17 protein-coding genes are annotated in these 18,621 nt (G+C 64.4%); 9 read left to right on the top strand and 8 right to left on the bottom strand.

Features of this window, described 5'->3' with window-relative positions; translation table 11 throughout:
* The first annotated feature begins 40 nt into the window (after window positions 1–40).
* Window positions 41–1,879: a serine/threonine-protein kinase gene (locus M1P90_RS09660; protein ID WP_483702406.1), complete on the top strand. Its 1,839-nt coding sequence runs from the start codon at window positions 41–43 to the stop codon at window positions 1,877–1,879.
* On the top strand, window positions 1,876–2,898 hold the full coding sequence (locus M1P90_RS09655; protein WP_483702405.1) for a small ribosomal subunit Rsm22 family protein: 1,023 nt from the start codon (window positions 1,876–1,878) through the stop codon (window positions 2,896–2,898). Before M1P90_RS09660 ends, M1P90_RS09655 begins: the two co-directional genes overlap by 4 nt.
* A gap of 3 nt (window positions 2,899–2,901) precedes the next feature.
* Here M1P90_RS09655 and M1P90_RS09650 read toward each other — a convergent pair whose 3' ends face one another.
* Window positions 2,902–3,582 (bottom strand): TVP38/TMEM64 family protein, encoded by a 681-nt coding sequence (locus M1P90_RS09650; RefSeq protein ID WP_483702404.1) that lies wholly within the window; start codon window positions 3,580–3,582, stop codon window positions 2,902–2,904.
* 93 nt (window positions 3,583–3,675) lie between these two features.
* Between M1P90_RS09650 and M1P90_RS09645 the strand changes: the two genes are divergently transcribed.
* The gene (locus M1P90_RS09645; protein WP_483702403.1) at window positions 3,676–4,251 is read left to right on the top strand and encodes a DUF2085 domain-containing protein; all 576 of its coding nucleotides are present in this window, start codon (window positions 3,676–3,678) and stop codon (window positions 4,249–4,251) included.
* A 94-nt stretch (window positions 4,252–4,345) separates the two neighbouring features.
* A complete protein-coding gene (locus tag M1P90_RS09640; protein ID WP_483702402.1) occupies window positions 4,346–4,468 on the top strand; it encodes a hypothetical protein in 123 nt (40 codons plus the stop codon).
* 63 nt (window positions 4,469–4,531) lie between these two features.
* Here M1P90_RS09640 and M1P90_RS09635 read toward each other — a convergent pair whose 3' ends face one another.
* Complete coding sequence (locus M1P90_RS09635; protein WP_483702401.1) at window positions 4,532–4,789, bottom strand: hypothetical protein; 258 nt, start codon at window positions 4,787–4,789, stop codon at window positions 4,532–4,534.
* 99 nt (window positions 4,790–4,888) lie between these two features.
* On the opposite strand from M1P90_RS09635, the gene M1P90_RS09630 reads away from it, so the two are divergent.
* Window positions 4,889–5,848: a ring-cleaving dioxygenase gene (locus M1P90_RS09630; protein WP_483702400.1), complete on the top strand. Its 960-nt coding sequence runs from the start codon at window positions 4,889–4,891 to the stop codon at window positions 5,846–5,848.
* A gap of 118 nt (window positions 5,849–5,966) precedes the next feature.
* Here M1P90_RS09630 and M1P90_RS09625 read toward each other — a convergent pair whose 3' ends face one another.
* The 4 genes from M1P90_RS09625 to M1P90_RS09610 all read right to left on the bottom strand — a co-directional run bounded on the left by M1P90_RS09625 (window position 5,967) and on the right by M1P90_RS09610 (window position 11,582).
* Window positions 5,967–6,758: a YkgJ family cysteine cluster protein gene (locus M1P90_RS09625; protein ID WP_483702399.1), complete on the bottom strand. Its 792-nt coding sequence runs from the start codon at window positions 6,756–6,758 to the stop codon at window positions 5,967–5,969.
* Window positions 6,759–6,821: 63 nt separating this feature from the next.
* Window positions 6,822–7,382 carry an NADPH-dependent FMN reductase gene (locus tag M1P90_RS09620; protein WP_483702398.1) on the bottom strand — a complete coding sequence of 187 codons (561 nt, stop codon included), beginning with the start codon at window positions 7,380–7,382 and terminating at the stop codon, window positions 6,822–6,824.
* A 314-nt stretch (window positions 7,383–7,696) separates the two neighbouring features.
* A complete protein-coding gene (locus M1P90_RS09615) occupies window positions 7,697–8,251 on the bottom strand; it encodes a YceI family protein (protein ID WP_483702397.1) in 555 nt (184 codons plus the stop codon).
* A gap of 250 nt (window positions 8,252–8,501) precedes the next feature.
* Window positions 8,502–11,582 carry an ATP-binding protein gene (locus M1P90_RS09610; RefSeq protein ID WP_483702396.1) on the bottom strand — a complete coding sequence of 1,027 codons (3,081 nt, stop codon included), beginning with the start codon at window positions 11,580–11,582 and terminating at the stop codon, window positions 8,502–8,504.
* An 87-nt stretch (window positions 11,583–11,669) separates the two neighbouring features.
* Here M1P90_RS09610 and pepT point away from each other — a divergent pair, with 87 nt between their 5' ends.
* Complete coding sequence (pepT, locus tag M1P90_RS09605) at window positions 11,670–12,908, top strand: peptidase T (RefSeq protein ID WP_483702395.1); 1,239 nt, start codon at window positions 11,670–11,672, stop codon at window positions 12,906–12,908.
* A 301-nt stretch (window positions 12,909–13,209) separates the two neighbouring features.
* Window positions 13,210–13,473, top strand: coding sequence for a hypothetical protein (locus M1P90_RS09600; RefSeq protein ID WP_483702394.1), 264 nt, complete (start codon window positions 13,210–13,212; stop codon window positions 13,471–13,473).
* A 61-nt stretch (window positions 13,474–13,534) separates the two neighbouring features.
* On the opposite strand, the gene M1P90_RS09595 is transcribed toward M1P90_RS09600, so the two are convergent.
* Together M1P90_RS09595 and M1P90_RS09590 are read right to left on the bottom strand one after the other, a co-directional pair.
* On the bottom strand, window positions 13,535–15,385 hold the full coding sequence (locus tag M1P90_RS09595) for an APC family permease (RefSeq protein WP_483702393.1): 1,851 nt from the start codon (window positions 15,383–15,385) through the stop codon (window positions 13,535–13,537).
* Window positions 15,386–15,529: 144 nt separating this feature from the next.
* Window positions 15,530–17,374 (bottom strand): APC family permease, encoded by a 1,845-nt coding sequence (locus M1P90_RS09590; protein ID WP_483702392.1) that lies wholly within the window; start codon window positions 17,372–17,374, stop codon window positions 15,530–15,532.
* 335 nt (window positions 17,375–17,709) lie between these two features.
* Here M1P90_RS09590 and M1P90_RS09585 point away from each other — a divergent pair, with 335 nt between their 5' ends.
* Window positions 17,710–18,225 carry a MogA/MoaB family molybdenum cofactor biosynthesis protein gene (locus M1P90_RS09585; protein WP_483702391.1) on the top strand — a complete coding sequence of 172 codons (516 nt, stop codon included), beginning with the start codon at window positions 17,710–17,712 and terminating at the stop codon, window positions 18,223–18,225.
* On the top strand, window positions 18,222–18,443 hold the full coding sequence (gene yidD, locus M1P90_RS09580; RefSeq protein WP_483702390.1) for a membrane protein insertion efficiency factor YidD: 222 nt from the start codon (window positions 18,222–18,224) through the stop codon (window positions 18,441–18,443). Before M1P90_RS09585 ends, yidD begins: the two co-directional genes overlap by 4 nt.
* Window positions 18,444–18,621 lie beyond the last annotated feature (178 nt).

Genomic DNA, 18,621 nt, shown 5'->3' with positions numbered 1-18,621 from the left:
ACTGCATACTGCTTACTACCTTACTATTCGGGAGTCCTCGTTGACACACCTGGTCGGCCAGCACTTGGGCCGTTATCTGGTTCAAGAGGAGATCGGGCGCGGCGGCATGGCCCGTGTGTATCGCGCGCTCGATACACAGCTCAAGCGCACTGTGGCGCTGAAAGTGCTTGCGCCGCAGCTTGCGGTCGATCCCGAGTTCGCGCAGCGCTTCGAGCGCGAGGCGGTGACGGCGGCGAATTTGCGGCACGCGAATATCGTGACGATCTACGATGTTGGCGAGCACAACAACCTGCGCTATATTGCCATGGAGTTTGTGCGCGGGCGCACGCTTCATGCGATCATCGAGGAGCGCGGCGCGCTGGGCCTGGGCTACGCGATTGCAATCGTTGGGCCGGTGGCGGCGGCGCTCGATTACGCGCACAGCCAGGGCGCGGTGCACCGCGATGTCAAGCCGCAAAACGTGATGATCGATGTCGAAGGGCGCGTGCTGCTCACTGATTTCGGCATTGCGCAGGCGCCCGAGGGCGCGGGCGACGGCCAGCGGCTCACGCGCACCGGCATTTTCATGGGCACGCCCGAATATATTTCGCCCGAGCAGGCCTCCGCCCAGCGCGTCGATGGCCGCAGCGACCTGTATTCGCTTGGCATTGCCACCTACGAAATTGTCACTGGCGCGGTGCCGTTTTCGGGCGCAACGCCGCAGCTGATTGTCGCGCACGCCCAGAAAGCCCCGCCGCCGCCCTCGTCGATCGACCCGCGCCAGCCGCCCGAGCTGGATCTGGTGCTTGGGCGCATTCTGGCCAAGCGCCCGGAAAATCGCTTCGCCACGGGCGCGGCCTTTGTTGAGGGCATGCGCGTGGTGGCGCGCAAATATGGCACGCCCGCCGCGTCGCTGGCCGATCTGGCCGATCTGGCCGTGCCGCGCAACTCGTCGTCCGGGCAGCTCACGGTGTCGCTCGGGCGCGGCCAGACGCCAGCCGGCGTGCCTGCGCCAGCCATGCCGCCGCCACCGCCTGTGCCGCAGCTCGACCCGGCTGTGCCAACGCAGATCGGTTCGGTGCGCCCGCGCCCGCAGCCCCTGGCCGACGCGCCAACCCGCGCCACGCCCGTAGCCCAACGCCAGCGCGAAGCATCGCTGCCGCCGCCGCCGCTCTATGAAGAACCTGCCCTGGCGGCTCGCTCGGGCGCGCGGAGTGCGCCCCTCGCAGGGAGCGGCGGTACGCCAACCAGCTCGTGGATTGTGGCGGGCGTGCTGGGTGGCTTGTTCATCATTCTGGTGCTTGTGCTGCTGCGCACGTTCAATACTGGCGCGAGCCCGGTGCCGCAACCAACTGGTGAGGTGCCCACGCTTCAGCCGATATTGCCTTCCACGACGCCAACACTCACGCCCTCACCCACCGAAGCGCCCAGCCCCGAGCCGGCAACTGCGCCGGCCCTGGCAACCGATGCGCCAGCCGAGCCAACGCTGCGCCCGACCGCCCCGCCAGTGGTTGACACCCCAGTGCCGCCACTGCCCGACACGCCGGTGCCGCCGAGCGAAACGCCAACAGACGTGGTTGTGCCAACTGATATTCCGACGCTTGAACCAACGGCCACCGAAATCATAACCCCAACTGCGACCTCGCCGCCCACCGATGTGCCAACAACTGAGCCTACGACGGCGCCGAGCGCCACCGTCGGGTCGCCGTCGCCGCTTGGGAGCGCGACGGCGACTGTGTCTTCGACGCCGACCGATACGCCAACCGAAACGCCGACAGAGACGCCAACCGACACGGCAACGCCAACGCCAACCGAAACCCCAACCGAAACGCTCACGCCCGCGCCGCTGCTGGATACGCCAACACCAACGCTTGCTCCAACGCTGGCGAACGCGCCATGAGCGAGCATCCCGAGCTCCTGTCCATCCTCGAACTGCCCAACGATCTGCGCGGTGCAATCGAGCAGGCGCTGGCGGCGGTTCCTGCCGAGCGCTGGGTGCGCGCCGCGCAGGAGCTGAGCGAGCGTTACCGTGGGCCACGCGAAGGCGCGCAGCCGCTGGCAAGCGGCGACATGCAGGCGCTGGGCTATGCTGCGCTGGTGCTGCCCGCCACTTATGCGCAGCTGCGCGGCGCGCTGGCCGCCACTGCCGCGCGCCTGCCGGGCTGGTCGCCTGCGACGCTGCTCGACCTGGGCAGCGGGCCGGGCACGGCGCTGTGGGCGGCCAGCGCGCAATTCCCCGAATTGGCTAGCGCCACCGCCTGCGAGCGCGAGCCGGCGCTGATCGGCCTGGGGCGCACGCTGGCACGTACCAGCACCCATTCCGCGCTGCGCGCCGCACACTGGGAGCGCGGCAACCTTCAGCAGTTTGCATCCACGGCGCGCTACGACCTTGTGATCATTGGGCATGTCCTGAATGAACTGGAGCCGCAGCTGCGGCAGCAGGTGGTTGCGCAGGCGTGGGCCGCGACCGCTGGCGTGCTGCTGATCGTCGAGCCGGGTACGGCGGCGGCTTTTGAGGTTGTGCGCGCCGCCCGCGATGCCCTGCTGGCCGAGGGCGCGCAGACGGTCGCGCCGTGCGCCCACGACCGGCCCTGCCCGCTCGAAAACGACTGGTGTCATTTCCCGCAGCGCTTGCAGCGGCCGGCATTCCAGCGCCGTGCGCGTGGCGCGCCTTCGCCCTGGGAAGACAGCAAGTTCGCCTATGCCGCGCTGGCGCGCTTCGCCCCGACCGCGCCAATCTGGGGCCGCGTGATCCGCGAGCCAACGAGCAACAAAGCGTATGCCGAGGCGCAAGTTTCCTCGGTGGAGGGGGTTGCGACCGTGCGCGCGCTGAAGCGCCACCGCGCCGCATTTCGCGCCGTAAAAGAGCTTGCGTGGGGCCAGGCGCTCGCCGCGCCGCCCGACACGGAAGATTTTTGAGGCTTACGTATCTTGTGTAGCCGTTGGGCGGGCGATGCGCCGCTGCCACCACAGGCCAGCGACGGTTGCCAGCACGGCAAAGAGCGCAAACAGCGACAGCCGCCAGGTCGTTGTCTGTGCCAGCAGCAGATCATGGCCGAGCGCCGTCCAGGCGAAGGTGCCCGGCAGCATGCCCACGGCGGTCGCCAGCATAAAGCGCGGGAAAGAAATGCTGCTCAGCCCGGCCAGATAGCTAATCAGGTCGAACGATACGATTGGCGTAAGCCGCGCAATCAAAATCACCCAGAAGCCCTGCCGCGCGCCAATCGCGTCGATGCGCTCGAGGCGGCCATGCCCGAACCAGCGCGCAACCAGATCGTGGCCGAGCAAGCGCGCCAGCCAGAAGCTTACGGTTGCGCCAAGCAGCCCGCCAAGCCACGAGAGCAGCGTTCCCCACCACAGGCCAAACACCACGCCATTGGTTGTGGCGATCAGCGAACCGGGCAGCGGCGCGATCACCGATTGGAGCACCATCAACAGCAGGCTAATCGCTGGCGCCCACAGGCCAAAGCTGCGCACATAGGCGGCAATTGCTGCGATCGAGTCGGCGTTGAGCGTGCGCCACACTGGCGCCCACCATTCCGGGCGCAGCCAGGCGCTCAAAGCAACAAGCAGCAGCGCGGCAGCCAGAAGAATGCGTTTCATGTATGCCATTCCCAAGCGGCGGATCGTTTGTGGTATTATGGCACAGAATGTTGTGCTTGTCTGCGCATCGCCCATGCCGCGAAGGAACGTCCAATGGCCGAACATCAGCTCTTTTCCGCGCCCGCACGCCTCGATACTGCCGTCAACTGGGCCGGGCGGCACTGGCTGCTGCTGCTGAACAGCGGCGCGGCGCTGTATGCCGGGCTGCCCTGGCTTTCGCCGCTGGCCAAAGCAACCGGGCATCCGCTGCTGGGCGAGCTGCTGTTCCGCATCTATACGCCGCTCTGCCACCAGCTGCCCGAGCGCTCGTTTTTCTGCTACGGCCATCAGGTGGCGTTTTGCCACCGCTGCGCCGCGATGTACACCGCGATTGTGGTGGCGGGCCTCTTGTTCGCGCTGGCGCGTCGCTGGGTGCGCCCTGCTTCGTTGAAGATTGCCGGCTTGCTGCTGCTGCCCATGCTGCTCGACGGCGGCTCGCACCTGATCGACGATGTGTTTGGGCTGGGCTGGCGCGGCGGCGGCGACGCGATTGGGACGCCCAACTTCTGGCTGCGCATGATCACCGGCATGCTGGTGGGCGTGGCGGCGTTTGTGGCTGTCTACCCGCGCCTGGAGCGCGATCTTGGCAAGGCCTTTGCGCCTGCGCCGCAGCTGGCGCCGCGCCAGTAGCGCGCCCGCAGCGTACTTCGCGAACTGTGCTACAATAACGGCATCTTTCCCCAACAATCTGGCTGCGCCGTTTCTGAAGCCTTGGAGGGTCGACATGGACATGTTTCTGAATCTCCGCTTCTTGATCCCGGCTGGTGTGGTTCTGCTGCCGTTGGCCGTGCTCGCCTACCTTGTGTTTAGCACCGCGATGAACACACGCGGGCCGGAAGATCTGTAAGCAGTTTTGCACACAAAGGCCCGCGCCAGAGCGTCAGGCGCGGGCCTTTGCATACCCGTAAATTCAGGCGTCGAGCCCGCCAGTGAGCCGCACTTCCAGCCACGTCAGCAAAAGCAGCCCAAGCAGGGCGGCAAGCGTGCAGTGAATGCCGGTGCCAAGCGGGTTGAATGGCCGCCCGGCCTGCTGATCGATCTGCCAGCTTATATACCCGGTGGCGGCGACGAGCGCGGCCCAGCACAGCCAGGCGATGCGTGGCAGGCGCGCGCGCAGGCGGGACGCTGGCGTCATCAGCTCAATCGGCTGCTCATTTCTGTGCTGCATGGTTCACCTCCTGCAATCTTCTTTGATTTCCCTCCGCAGGGTAGCGCGCGAATGTAAATGCAAAATGAATTGTGCCTAATAGTTGCGTAAGGAGCGTTTATGAGCACCACGGTGCACGGCATCCACCACGTGACGGTTGTTGCCAGCGATGCGCAGCAGAATCTCGATTTCTATGTGGGCGTGCTGGGTTTGCGCCTGGTGAAGAAGACGGTTAATCAGGATGTGCCGCAGATTTATCACCTGTTTTACGCCGACGAAGAAGGCTCGCCCGGCACCGATATTACCTTTTTCCCCTGGCCCGATATTGCGCCAACGCCCGGCCGCGTCGGTATTGGCCTGACGGTCGAGGTGCCGTTTGCGGTGCCTGCCGGCAGTCTGCCGTACTGGCAGGCGCGGCTGGAGCGTGCGGGCGTGGCGTGTGGGCCGGCCGAAACGCGCTTTGGCGAGGCCACGCTGCCCTTCACCGACCCTGACGGGCTGTGCCTGGCGCTGGTGGAAACGGCTGCGCCGCGCACAATTGTACCGTGGAAAGCGAGCGCAGTGCCGGCCGAGCACCAGCTGCGCGGCATGCACGCCGTGCGCATGTGGCAGCGCGAGCTTGCGCCAACCGCGCACCTTCTAACCGAGCAGATGGGCTTTGCGCTGCTGGGCGTGGAAGATGGCTGGCACCGTTATGGCGTGGAAGGTGGCGGCTCGGGAAAAATAATTGACATAAAAGAGATGCCCGATGCGCCACGCGGGATTGTGGGCGCGGGCACGGTGCATCATGTCGCATGGCGCATGCGCGACGACGCTGAGGAAATGGCGCTTCACGATGCGGTCGAGCGCGCTGGTCGCAAGCCAACCGAGCAGATTGATCGCTTCTGGTTTCGCTCGGTGTACTTCAAGGAGCCGGGCGGCGCGCTGTTCGAGCTGGCGACCGACGGGCCGGGCTTTGATCGCGACGAGGACATGGCGCACCTGGGCGAGCAGCTGATTCTCGCGCCCTGGCTGGAAGCACGCCGCGCCGAGATCGAGGCCGGGCTGGTGCCGCTGACGATGCCGCGCCCGGAAGCGTAGCGCAATTCGAACCAGAGAAGGTGATCCACAGATTACGCAGATTGCGCAGATTTTGCGTCTTGTAAAAGCCAAATCTGCGTCATCTGCGTAATCTGTGGATTTTTTAGGCTTTCCCGCGCTACTCGGGCGGGCCAAGCGGCAGGTCTTCGGGCGCGGGGAAGATTTCCTGCCCCTCGGCCATGCGCGGCATGCCATCGCGGGCAAAACGCGCGCCGCGCTGCCACGCGGCAAAGCTCACTGGTTCGGCCCAGAGCATGTGCAGCGCCGAGCCGAGTTCGTAGCTCGGGTAGTGGTCGAGCCGGCCTTCGCTGAGCGTCACCATCAGCTGCGGCACGCCAACCAGCGCAGCGTTGTTGCTAAGTGTGAAGGGCGGCTCCTGCGGGCTGCCGGGGTCGTTTTCGAGGAAGTGGCGTCGGCAGCGGTCGGCGTCGCTCGAAAGCAGCGAGCGGCAGGCCAGCGGGCGCGCTTCGTACACACTGCACTCGCCCGAATCGTTGAGCAGCGGGCAGCGTTGCAAAAACCTCGCTCGCGAATCGGGCGCGCCCGCCAGCGCCGCATCCTGCGCGGCAACCCGCGCCTCCAGCCGTTCACGAATCCGCTGCTGCTGCGCTTCGGGCAGCGTCAGCACCGCCGAAAGCACCATCGCCGCTTCAAACACTGTCACCGCGACCGGCGTGACGCAGCAGAACCAGCAGCCCGCCTGGCACGCAACCGCGCGGCGCGGGTCGCTGGCCTCGGCGGCTTCGGCATAGGCCAGAAAGACCTCACGCGCCGCCACGACGGGCGAGCCACATTCCGCTATCAGGCGGCGGGCTTCGGCGCGGCCTTCGGGCGAAATTGCGCTGGCCAGCGCGCGCTCGATCGTTTCTTCGCGTGGGTCGCGCCGGGGGGTGAGCTGTTCGTCTGACACCGCAGTTCTCCACATAGTGCGTACGCCCGCATTGTAGCGCATCACGCGTGGAGCGCCAATTGCCTACTCGCCGCGCAGCCGCCGTGTCCAGGCTGCCAGCGCCACAAGCTGTGCCGCAACCTGCTCGCGGGTGGCTTCGTCGGTCAGGTTGCCCTCGGCATCGAATTTCTCGCGGCTGCGCATCACCAGCACGTCGGGGCGGCCAAGCGTGTGTACGCCAGTGGCGTTCAAGATTTGGCGCAGGTGCTGCTGCGCGCGCACGGTGCCAAACATGCCGCCCGCGCCCATGATCGCGCCGGGCTTGCCGCTCAGCGCCGAGTCGTTCACCGGGCGCGAGGCCCAGTCGATCGCGTTTTTCAGCACCGCCGGGATGGAGTGGTTGTACTCGGGCGTGGCGAAAAGGAGCGCATCGGCGGCACGCACTTTTTCGCGCAGCTCGCGGGCGGCGGCAGGAATCTGCTCGGGGTTGTCGATGTCCTGGTTGTAGAACGGCAGCGGCGCGAGGTCGAATACCTCAAGCGTCACGCCAGCGGGCAGCAGCTCGCCAGCCGCGCGCAGCAGGCCGGCATTCCACGAGGCGCGGCGCAGGCTGCCCGCAATGCCGAGGATGTGAATTGGTTGCATGGTTCTTTTCTCTCGCTTCTCTTCGAAATTTATTTTTACAGGACTTACGCAGTTGGCTTTCTCAGCCTTCGGCAGAGTGGTACTCGATTTTTTTCTTTGTGTGCAATTGTTCCGCGCGTAGCGCGGAACAATTGCACACAAAAAGATGGTTTCTACCTTGCTGCCGCAGGCAAAAGTACAGCATTGATATGCCAACTAACGCAACTGCGTAAGCCCAAAACAATAACATCTACAAGCAAAGAGCGCGCCCGCACACTGGCCGGGGCCAGAATGGGGTCGCGCTCTGCATTGGGCGTCGGAGCCTGGGGCCGCTGTTACGCGGTGGCGGCGGCCTCGGCGGGCTGCTCGACGGTCTTCACCAGCTCAAGTTCGATGTGGATCTTGACTTCGTCGGCCACCAGCCAGCCGCCGGTCTCGAGGGCCACGTTCCAGTTCAGGTTCCAGTCCTTGCGGTTGATCTTGGTCTCGGCGCTGAAGCCCGCGCTGGTGGTGCCCCACGGGCTCTTGCTCTGGCCGGCGTACTCGAAATCGAGCACAACCTCGCGCGTCACGTCCTTGATCGTCAGGTCGCCAATCAGCTTGCCATGCTCGCCGTCGGTCTGCTCGACACGCTTGCTGACAAAGGTCATGTACGGGAAGTTCTCGCTGTCGAAGAAGTCGGGCGAGCGCAGGTGGCCGTCGCGCTTCTCGTCGCGGGTGTTGACGCTGGCGGTCTCGATCTGGACATTCACCTTCGCCGCGGTGGGGTTGTTCTCGTCGGCGTCGACCGTGCCGCTGAAGCGCTCGAACACGCCGCGCGCCGTCGAAATCATCATGTGGCGAACCGAAAACTGGACGCTCGAGTGGGACGTATCAATCTGCCAAGCCATTGAAGTGCTCCTTATTTGTTTCGCGGCACCCGTGTGTCGCTCGTCTGAGAACACTATACTAGCCCGGCGTGACGCCAGCGTGAACAAGAGCGTAAACAGATTTTTGATCTTTTGAATACAGGCGAGATTGCCACAAAATAATCCACAGATGACGCAGATATGGCTGGAATTTGGCATCACAACAGACGACCAGCGTGTGGTTGGTCGTCTGTCGTCGGTGGTCAGTCGTCGGAAATGAGGAGTGCGGCGCCTACGCCACGGGCGGAAGCTGCGCCTCCAGCTCGTCGATTTCGGCCAGCAGGTGCTTGCGCCCGCCGCTTTCGGCGATGGCGCGTGCTTCGGTTAGCGCTTCGCGTGCTTCGTCGGGTTGCAGCAGCGGGGCCAGCCAGATGCGGATCTGGGCGGCGAGGTGGTTGGTGCCAAGCGCGTCGGCCTGGGCCTGCGCGGTGGCGAGCCGGTGCACGGCACGGGTGGGCTGGCCGCGCGCAATGGCGAGCAAGCCCAGGTTGGCATTGAGGCCGGCAATACGCTCACGCACATTCAGGCGGTCGGCCAGCTCCAGCCCCTGGTTGAACTGCCGCTCGGCCTCATCGAGCTCAAGGCGGGCGAGCGCGATCTCGCCCAGCGTGGAGTGCAGGTAGGGCTGGAAGTTGATCATGCCATATTCGCGCACCAGCGCAAGGCCGCGCTCGGCGTAGTGCGCGCCCGAAGTGTCGCCATTCAGCAGCATGTGGTAGGCGAGGTTGTTGAGCGACAGAATGTACTGCAACATCTCAGGCGGGTCTTGCTCGGCCAGCGCCAGCGAGGCGCGGTAGCGCTCAATCGCTTCATGCAGGTTGCCCTGCTGCGCGGCAATGCTGCCAAGCTCGAAATGAATGTGGGCGAGCTGCTCGCGGGTGGGTGGCACGGGCGGGCTGTCGAGCAGGGTGTGCAGGCGCTGCGCCGCGCCCGCAAGGTCGGCACCTTCGATTGAAAGCGCGGTGGCCCAGCCCAGCCCGGCGCTGATGCTACTGCTGGCCTCGCCGTGTTCGATAACCTGGCGGGCGGTCGCAATTGCTTCGGCAAAGCGCGCCTGGGCGATCATGGCATTGATGAGGTGTAAGCGCGCCTGGTCGGCGGTCGCGCAATCCTTGCGCTGCTCGGCCAGGGCGATGGCGGTGCGCAATTCGTCGGCGGCCTGGGCGGGCGCGCCAGAGTTGAGGTAGGCAGTGCCGAGCGCCAGCGAAATCTCAAGCCGGCTGGCTTCGTCGGCACCGGCGAGGGCCTGCTGGTAGAAGGCAATCGCCTCGGCCCAGGCCGAAAGGGCAGCGGCGCGGTGGCCCGCCAGCCGGGCATAGTGCGCGGCGCGCTCGGGCGCGTTGCCTTCGGCAAGGTGCGACGCGATCAGGCCGGCATAGCTATCGATATCTTTGGCGTGGAGCCGTTCCAGTGCTTCGCCAACTGCGCGGTGCAGGGCGCGGTGGCGCGCTTCGCCAACCTCACGGTAGGCCACTTCCATGGTAAGCGGGTGGTCGAAACGGTAGCGCAACCCTTCCTGCGGCAGCACGATCCGGCTCGCCAGCAGCTCGTCGAGCGCGTCGAGCACGGCTGGCTCGGGCAGCCCGGCAGCTTGCGTCACCAGCTCAAGATCGAACTCACTGCCCACGGCCACGCCAACATCTACCACGCGCCGCGCCGCATCGGAAAGGCCAGCCAGACGCGCCTGCAACAGGCTGTACACCGTGCCCGGCACAACCGGCGAGCTAGACAGCAGCGAGAGGTTGAGCGTGCCGTCGGGCAGCAGCAGGTGATGATCGCTGGCGTAGCGCAGCAGTTCGGCCAGAATATACGGGCTGCCGTCGGCATTGCGTGTGAGCCATTCGGCCAGCGGGTAGGCGTAGCGCGGGCTGAAGTGCTGCGCCAGCTCAAACGTCTCGTGCTCGGCCAGGCGGCCCAGCGGCAGGCGCACAATGCGCCCTTCGCGGGTGAGCGTTTGCACCAGCGTGGCAAGCTGCGTGCGCGGCGTGATCGGGCGGGTGGTGGCAAGAAAGGTGATGGTGGCGTGTGCCGGCTGGCGCACCAGATAGCCAAGCAAGGCCAGCGTCGACGCGTCGGCCCAGTGCAGGTCGTCAAACAGCAGGGCCAGCGCCCGCCCGCGCGCCAGGCCGAGCAGCAGCTGGCTCACGGCTTCCCACAGCCGCGACTCGTTGGTGGTGTGCGGGCTGGGTTCGGCGGGCTGGCTTTCGTCCTGAAGCTCGGGCAGCAGGCGGGCCAGCTCGGCGCGCCACACCTGCGGCAGCGCGGCCTCTGCGCGCAGCTGCGGCCAGTCGGGCCGGCGAAGCAGCTCGCGCAGCGCCTCGATCACCGGCTGGTAGGGCAGCGCCTGCTCCAGTTCGTGCGCGTGGCCCACCAGCACCAGGCCCTGAAAGCTGTGCAGAAATTCTTCGGCCAGGCGCGTTTTGCCAATGCCCGTGTCGCCCTCGATCAGGCCGAGGCGGTGCGTGCTTGCCAGCGTGCCAAGCTTTTCCCGCTCGGCAACGCGCCCGGTGAAGGGCAGCCCGCCCGGCTGCGGGCGCGCGGTTGGCGGCGCGGCAGCTGCAGCGCTGGGCGTGCTGGGCGCAATTGGCGCCATCGTGTCGGTGATAATCGCGTCGTAGAGCGCGCGCGTTTCTTCCAGCGGCGGCACGCCCAGCTCGTCGTCCAGCAGGCGGCGCAGGTGCTCGTAGCGCCGAATTGCGCCAGCGCGGTCGCCCGCAAAAAAATCGATCCGCATGGCGGCGCGCTGAATATCTTCCTGCAATGGGTTTAGCTCGATTGCGCGGGCCAGCGCGTCGCGGGCGGCGGCAAAATCGCGCTGGGCTTCGTAGCGCATTGCCAGCAAGCTGTAGCCGCGCAAAGCCAGCTGGATGCAGCGCTCGCGCAGCCCAAGCATCCACTGCTCGAACGCTTCGGCATCGGCCACGCTGAAGCCGGCCAGAAATTCGCCACGATACAGCGCCATGGCTGCAGCTAGCGGCTCGGTCGTTTCGCCATTGCCGTTTGTAGCGACAACCTGCTGCTCGAAGCGCCGCAGATCGACGGCGGTGCTGGGGGCGAGCGCCAGACTATCGTCGGTGGTGACGAGCGCGTCGCCAAGCTGCTTGCGCAGGCCGTACACCGTGGTGCGCAGCACCTGCTGGGCGGCGGCGCGGTCGTGATCGGGCCACAGCAGCGCCAGGATCTGGTCGCGCAGCACGGGCGTGGAGTTGGCCGCCAGGTAGAACAACAGCGCGCGGCTTTTGCGGCGCGGAATGCTCAGTGTTTGATTGTTCAGGGACACCTGGGGCGGCCCAAGCAGTTCAATCGTCAGCATGGCGCGATTATACCAGATTGGCGCGGCGGGCTAAGGAACAAGAAGTGCTACAATACGGCAGTATACCGTGCAAAGAGAGGTTTGGCGATGACTGACTCGATTTCCGCGCTTGAGGAGCGTTTTCTGCGCTATGTCCGTGTCGACACGCAGAGCAATGAAGAATCTGCCGAGGTGCCAAGCACCAGCATTCAGCTTGATCTCCAGCATATGCTTCAGCAGGAGCTGGCCGCGCTGGGCGCTGCCGATGTGCGCCTGACGAAAAATGGCTTTGTGATCGGCACCATCCCGGCCACAATCAGCGGCGACGTTCCGCGCGTGGCGTTTCTGGCGCATGTCGATACGGCGCCAGCCTTCAACGCCACTGGCGTGGAGCCCATTGTGCATCGCGCCTGGGATGGCGCGCCAATCGCGCTGCCCGACGACCCTGAGCAGGTGCTGCGCGCCGAAGACAACGCCTACCTGGCCGGCAAAATTGGCGAGGATATCATCACCGCCAGCGGCACCACGCTGCTGGGAGCCGACGACAAGGCCGGCGTGGCGATCATCATGACGATGGCGGCGCGGCTGCTGGCCCACCCCGAGATTCCGCACGGCGAGGTTCGCGTCTGCTTCACGATTGATGAAGAAATCGGCACAGGCATCAACAGCATCGAGCTGGACGAGCTTGATGTCGAGTATGCCTATACGCTCGATGGCGCGGAGGTTGGCGAGCTGGTGTACGAAACCTTTTCGGCCGACAAGGCAGTGGTTTCGGTCACGGGCGTTTCGACGCACCCGGGTGATGCGTTTGGCAAGCTGGTGAACGCACTGCACCTGGCCGCCAAAATTGTCGACATGCTGCCGCAGCACACGCGCACGCCCGAAACCACGCAGGACCGCGAAGGCTTTGTGCACGTGTACCAGATGCGTGGCACGGCGGCGCAGGCCGAAATCGGCATGATCCTGCGCGACTTCGAGCGCGACAAGCTGGCGAGCCACGGCGAGCTGGTGAAAGCAATTTGCGCCGCCATTCAGGCCGGCGAGCCGCGCGCGCGTATTTCCTGCACCATCACGCCACAGTACCGCAACATGCGCTACTGGCTGGAAGACGACATGCGCCCGGTCGAAGTGGCGAAAGCCGCCTACCAGGCGATTGGCATCGAGCCGTTTTCCCCGCCAATTCGCGGCGGCACCGACGGTTCCAAGCTCACCGAGCGCGGCCTGCTGACGCCCAACCTGTTCACCGGCATGCAAAACATCCACGGCCCGCTCGAATGGGTGAGCGTGCAAGACATGGACAAAGCCGTGGCCGCATGCGTCGAGATTGCGCGCCGCTGGGCCGCGTAATGGACAAAGCCGTGGCCGCATGCGTCGAGATTGCGCGCCGCTGGGCCGCGTAGTGGCTATTTCTGCCACAAAGACACAAAGGCGCGAAGGGAATAGAAGGCGAAAACGAGAAACGCACTACGTACGCTGGTCGCACTCGATCCATGTATATGTTTTCCGCGCTGTGCGCGGAAAACATATACAAAAGCGAAGGGAAACGCCCTTCGCTTTTGTTTTGGCAGAAGCAGGCGCGTATGGTATTCTTGCGCGAAGCCCGCAAGGGATGTGGAACAGCCGTACGAGTGACGATCAGGGGGCTGCTGTGAGCTATATCATCTGGGCATTGCTGGGCGCAGTGATCGCCGTACTCATTGGGGCTGGCCCGCGCCGGCGCGCCTATCGCCCGAACGCCAACGCATCAGTGTTTGCAGGGGCGTTTGGCGGCCTCATCGGCGGCGTGATTGGCGACGGCCTGCCGCACGCGCTCGCGGGCGACGTGACGGTTGGCAGTGTGATAGGCGCAGTTGTCGGGGCGGTTGTGTTTGCCTGGGCGGTGCGCGACCGCGCCTCCGACAGCGAGCCATAGCGTAAAAAACTCGGGGACGGTTTCCCGCCCCCAAGCTTCATACTTCTCGCTTGTGCGGCCCTTAATCTTCGAGGTGGTAGGGCACGCTGGTGACGATTTTGCCCTTGCTGAATAGCAGCGCGGCCTTGATCAGCAGCGCCGTCTGGTTATGCAGCAGGTGCTGCCACCACTTCGACGGAATAAACTCCGGCAGAATGATCGTCAGCACATCATCGTCGTACTGCGCATCGATCTCGTCGATGTACTGCATCAGCGGGCGCAGCAGCGAGCGGTAGGGCGACGAAAGCACCGTCAGCGGCACGCCACTTCCCCAGTGCTTCCACTTCTCCTTCAGCTTGGCCGTGGCCTCGGAATCCATATCGACATACACGGCCGTGACATTATCCGGCGCGATCGACAGACCGTATTGCAGAGCCGGCACCACGCCGCGATGCACACCGCTGATCAGCACCACAGCGGTATGGCGGCGCACAGCCGTTGGCGGCGCTGCGTCGGCCAGCGAAAGCTGCCGCGCCACGGCAATATAATGGTGGTGGATGCTGCGCAGCAGAATGACCATGATTGGGATGAGCATCAGCACCGCCCACGCGCCCTCAAGGAACTTCGTTGAGGCGATCACCACCAGCACAATCCCGGTCACGAGTGCGCCGAGCATATTGATTGCCGCGTTGCGCTGCCAGCCAGGCGTGCGTATTTTGCGCCAGCGCTGCACCATGCCAAACTGCGAGAGCGTAAACGAAAGAAACACGCCGACCGCATACAGATGCAGCAGCGCCTGCTCGCGTGCACCAAAGGCGATCACCAGGATTGCCGCAAAAATACCAAGCGCCACCACGCCATTCGAAAACACCAGGCGGTCGCCGCGCTGCGCAAACTGGCGCGGCAGAAAGCGATCTTGTGCCAGGAAGTACGAAAGGCGCGGGAAGTCGGCAAAGGCAGTGTTCGAGGCCAGCACCAGGATGAGCATGGTCGCGACTTGCAGCACATAATAGAACGGCGAGTTATTGCCGAAAATCATGCGCGCAAGCTGCGAGTTGGCTGTTTCTGGCTCGAGGCTGCCGTCGGGAATAATATGGTAGGCGTTTGCCAGCACGGTCGTGCCAAGAAACATCGTACACAGAATCACCGCCATAATCACCAGCGTGATCGAGGCGTTGCGCGATTCGGGCTTCTGGAAGGCTGGCACGCCGTCGGCAATCGCTTCGATGCCAGTGAGCGCGGTACAGCCCGCCGCAAAGGCGCGCAGCAGCAGAAAGAATGTCAGCTCCTGAAACTCTTCCGGCATGTAGGGAATGGCGGGCACCGGCGCGGCGGGCACGCTGCCACCGCCGAGCATCACCTTCACCAGGCCCACGCCAATCAGCGCAAACATGCTGCCGATGAACAGGTAGGTTGGGATCGCAAAGATCCGCCCCGATTCCTTGATGCCACGCAGGTTTGCCAGCGTCACAAGGCTGATCAGGCCGATCGCCAGCTCGACGCGGTAGGGCTCGAGCATGTGCACCGCCGAAGTGATCGCCGCCACCGCCGCCGACATACTCACCGCCACAGTCAGCACATAGTCGATCAGCAGTGCCGATGCCGCCACCAGCGAGGGCGTCACGCCCAGGTTCTCGCGCGACACAATGTAGGTGCCGCCACCCTGCGGGTAGGCAATGATCGTCTGCCGGTACGAAAAGGCCACCGTGATCAGCAGCAGCGCAATGCCCACCGAGATTGGCGTGGCAAAGCCAAGCGCGCCACTTTGCGCCGCCATGAGCGCGATCAGAATAGCTTCCGTGGCATAAGCGACCGACGAGAGGGCGTCGGAGGAGAAGACGGCCAGCGCAATCCGCTTGGTTAAGCGCTCGTGCGCAAGCTGCTCGGTGGCGAGCGGCTGGCCAACCATCAGGCGTTTCAGTTCCGCAAGCATGCTTTCCATCTCAAATAGCTACAAAGGACGGGCGAATCATAGCACTGATCGCCCGCCGGTTCAAGCGCTGGCGGCAGTATTCCTGCCAGCGGGCGGCGTGCGATCAGTGGTGTCTGTTCCGGGCGGGTAAACCGCGCCTGCTGCCTACCGCTCGAGATGATAGGGAACGCTGATAACGACGATATTTTTGCGGAACAGCAGCGCGGCCTTGATTGCCAGCGCCGTCTGGTTATGCAGTAGGTGCTGCCACCACTTCGATGGAATGAACTCCGGCAGAACGACCGAAAGCACATCGTCGTCGTATTCCGCATCAACTTCGTCAATATAGCGCATAATCGGGCGCACCAGGCTCCGGTAGGGTGAATCGAGGACTTTAAGAGGAATGCCGCTGCCCCACTGCTCCCACTTCGTCCTGATGCGGTTGGTTTGCTCGGCATCAAGATCGACGAACAGGGCGGTGGTATTGTCGGGCGCGAGCGAGCGCGCAAACTCCAGCGCGGGGATCACGCCGCGGTGCACGCCCGAAACCAGCACCAGGGCGGTGTGGCGGCGCACGGCCTGCACGCGGCCCAGCTTCTCCAGCGAAAGCTGGCGCGCAACATCCTTATAATGTTTGTGGATGGCGCGGAAAATCAGCACCAGGATGGGCGTGAGCAAGAGCACCGCCCACGCGCCCTGAGTGAATTTGGTCAGCACAATCACGCTGAGCACAATCGCCGTCATGATCGCGCCAAGCCCATTGATCAGCACGCTGGTCTTCCAGCCCGGCTCGCGGGTGCGCCGCCAGTGCAGCACCATGCCAAACTGCGAGAGCGTGAACGAGATAAAGACGCCAATCGCGTACAGCGGCAGCATGGCCTGCTCACGCGCGTTAAACGCAATCACCAGCAGTGCGGCGAACACACCCAGCGCCAGAACACCATTCGAAAACACCAGCCGGTCGCCGCGGCTGGAGAACTGGCGCGGCAGAAAGCGATCGCGCGACAGCAGCGACGCCAGGCGCGGGAAGTCGGCATAGCTGGTGTTGGCGGCCAGCACCAGGATCAGGGCGGTGGCGACCTGAATAATAAAGAACAGCGTGCCAGTGCCAACAATCTGCGTGGCGATCTGCGCAACCACGCTCTGATCTTCGCGCGGCACCGCGCCGTAGAAGTGCGCCAGCACGCTGATACCCAGGAACATGCCGCCGAGGGTTACGATCATCCACAGCAAGGTTTTCGAGGCATTCTTCGATTCGGGCTGCTGGAAGGCCGGCACGCCATTCGAAATCGCTTCCACGCCAGTGAGCGCGGTGCAGCCAGCTGCAAAGGCACGCAGCAGCAGAAACAGGCCCAGCGGCTCGGCCTGGCTGGCGCTATGCTCAAAGGCCGGGGCTGCCACCGCCCAGCCGCCCAGCGCGACGCGGAACAGCCCGGCCACGATCATGCCAACCATGCTAATGATGAAAATATAGGTCGGCACCGAGAAGATCGCGCCGCTTTCCTTCACGCCGCGCAGGTTGATAATGGTGATCAGCGCGATACACACCAGCGCGATTTCAACTCGGTAGTCGCCAAGCGTTGGGTAGCCCCACGCCGCCGCCAGCGAGGTGATCGCAAATACGCCCGACGAGATCGAGACGGCGACGGTGAGCACATAATCGATCAGCAGCGAGGCAGCGGCGATCAGGCCGGGGATCTCGCCCAGATTTTCGTGCGCCACAATATATGCGCCGCCGCCGTTGGGGTAGGCGTGGATCGTTTGCCGGTAGGAAAAGCCGACGATCAGCAGCAGCACAACAATCGCTACCGAAAGCGGAATAACCAGAGGGAGCGCCGCTGGCCCTGCCAGCACCAGCACAAACAGAATTGCCTCGCTCGCGTATGCCACCGACGAAAGGGCATCCGACGAGAACACAGCCAGCGCAATGCGCTTGCTGAGGCGCTGGTTATGCTGCGCCGATGTTTCAAGCGGTTGGCCAACCAGAAAGCGCTTTAATTCAGACATCATAGGGTTCTACCATTCTCAACTGCAACCACGGCCCGGTAGAATGACTGTGGAGGGAATGCGAAATTTTGGCCAACAAAAAAACGCCAACAGGCAGTCGGCGCAATTGGTCGGCTGTCGCAGAATGAATGGCAACGACGGCGTGGCGCAGCAATGCGCCCTACTTATTGCCCTACGGCACAATACCGTAGCGCGGCAGATCATAGCACGAGCGAGTGCCACAGTCAAGCAACGGTTCGGTGGCGAAATGTGGGTGCAGGACGGCATTCGGCGGCGACTTGGCAGGCGCGGCGCGGCGTGGTAGCATGGGGCGCTACGATGCGATATGAAGGAGCACTATGGGCCACGCAGACCACGAGCAGCAGGCGCAGGCCGCGATCACGCAGGCGATCCGCTGCGGCGTGCTGACGATCAGCGACACGCGCACGCCCGACACCGACACCAGCGGCGCAGCCGCCCGCGCGCTGCTGGAAGAAGCCGGCCATGCCGTGGTGGCCTACGCGCTGGCGAAAGACGAGCCGGCGGCGATTGCGGCGCAGGTGCGCGCCTGGGCGGCCAGTGAATGCCAGGTGATCATCACGAATGGCGGCACGGGCATTACCCGGCGCGACAGCACTTTTGAAGCGATTGATGGCCTGCTGGAAAAGCGCCTGCCCGGCTTTGGCGAGCTATTTCGCATGCTTTCCTACCAGCAGATCGGCGCGGCGGCCATGCTGTCGCGCGCCACCGCTGGCCTGCATGGCGGCGCGTGCGTATTCTGCCTGCCCGGCTCGACGGGCGCGGTGCGGCTCGCGCTCGAAATGCTGATTATTCCGCAATTGCCGCACCTGGTGTGGGAGACACTGCGCCAATGAAACAGATTATCAACAGGCCATTTCTGCTGCTGATTCGCGGCTACCAGCGATTTCTTAGCCCGCTGTTGCCGCCAAGCTGCATCTACACGCCGAGCTGTTCAGTGTACACCTATCAGGCGATTGAGAAGTATGGCATTCTGAAAGGCGGCTGGCTTGGCGCGCGCCGCATCCTGCGCTGCCACCCCTGGTCGCACGGCGGTTACGACCCGGTGCCGTAGCCGGCGATTGCGTTCTTTTTATGCTGTTCCAGTAAGTACTCTTTCAATGGCAATCTGTTCGGCATTCCCGACGCCCGAGCTCCGTAGGCGCTTGCTTTCCCATGGACTGCGACATCGGCCAGGCCTTGCCACCTGCCCAGCCGGTAGCAGCGAACGTCCCCATCTCCGCTCACCCAGT

It is taken from the genome of Kouleothrix sp. 19917, from assembly GCF_057073505.1.
The sequence above is the reverse complement of the archived record's forward strand: the minus strand, read 5'-3'. Positions and strand labels throughout refer to the sequence as shown.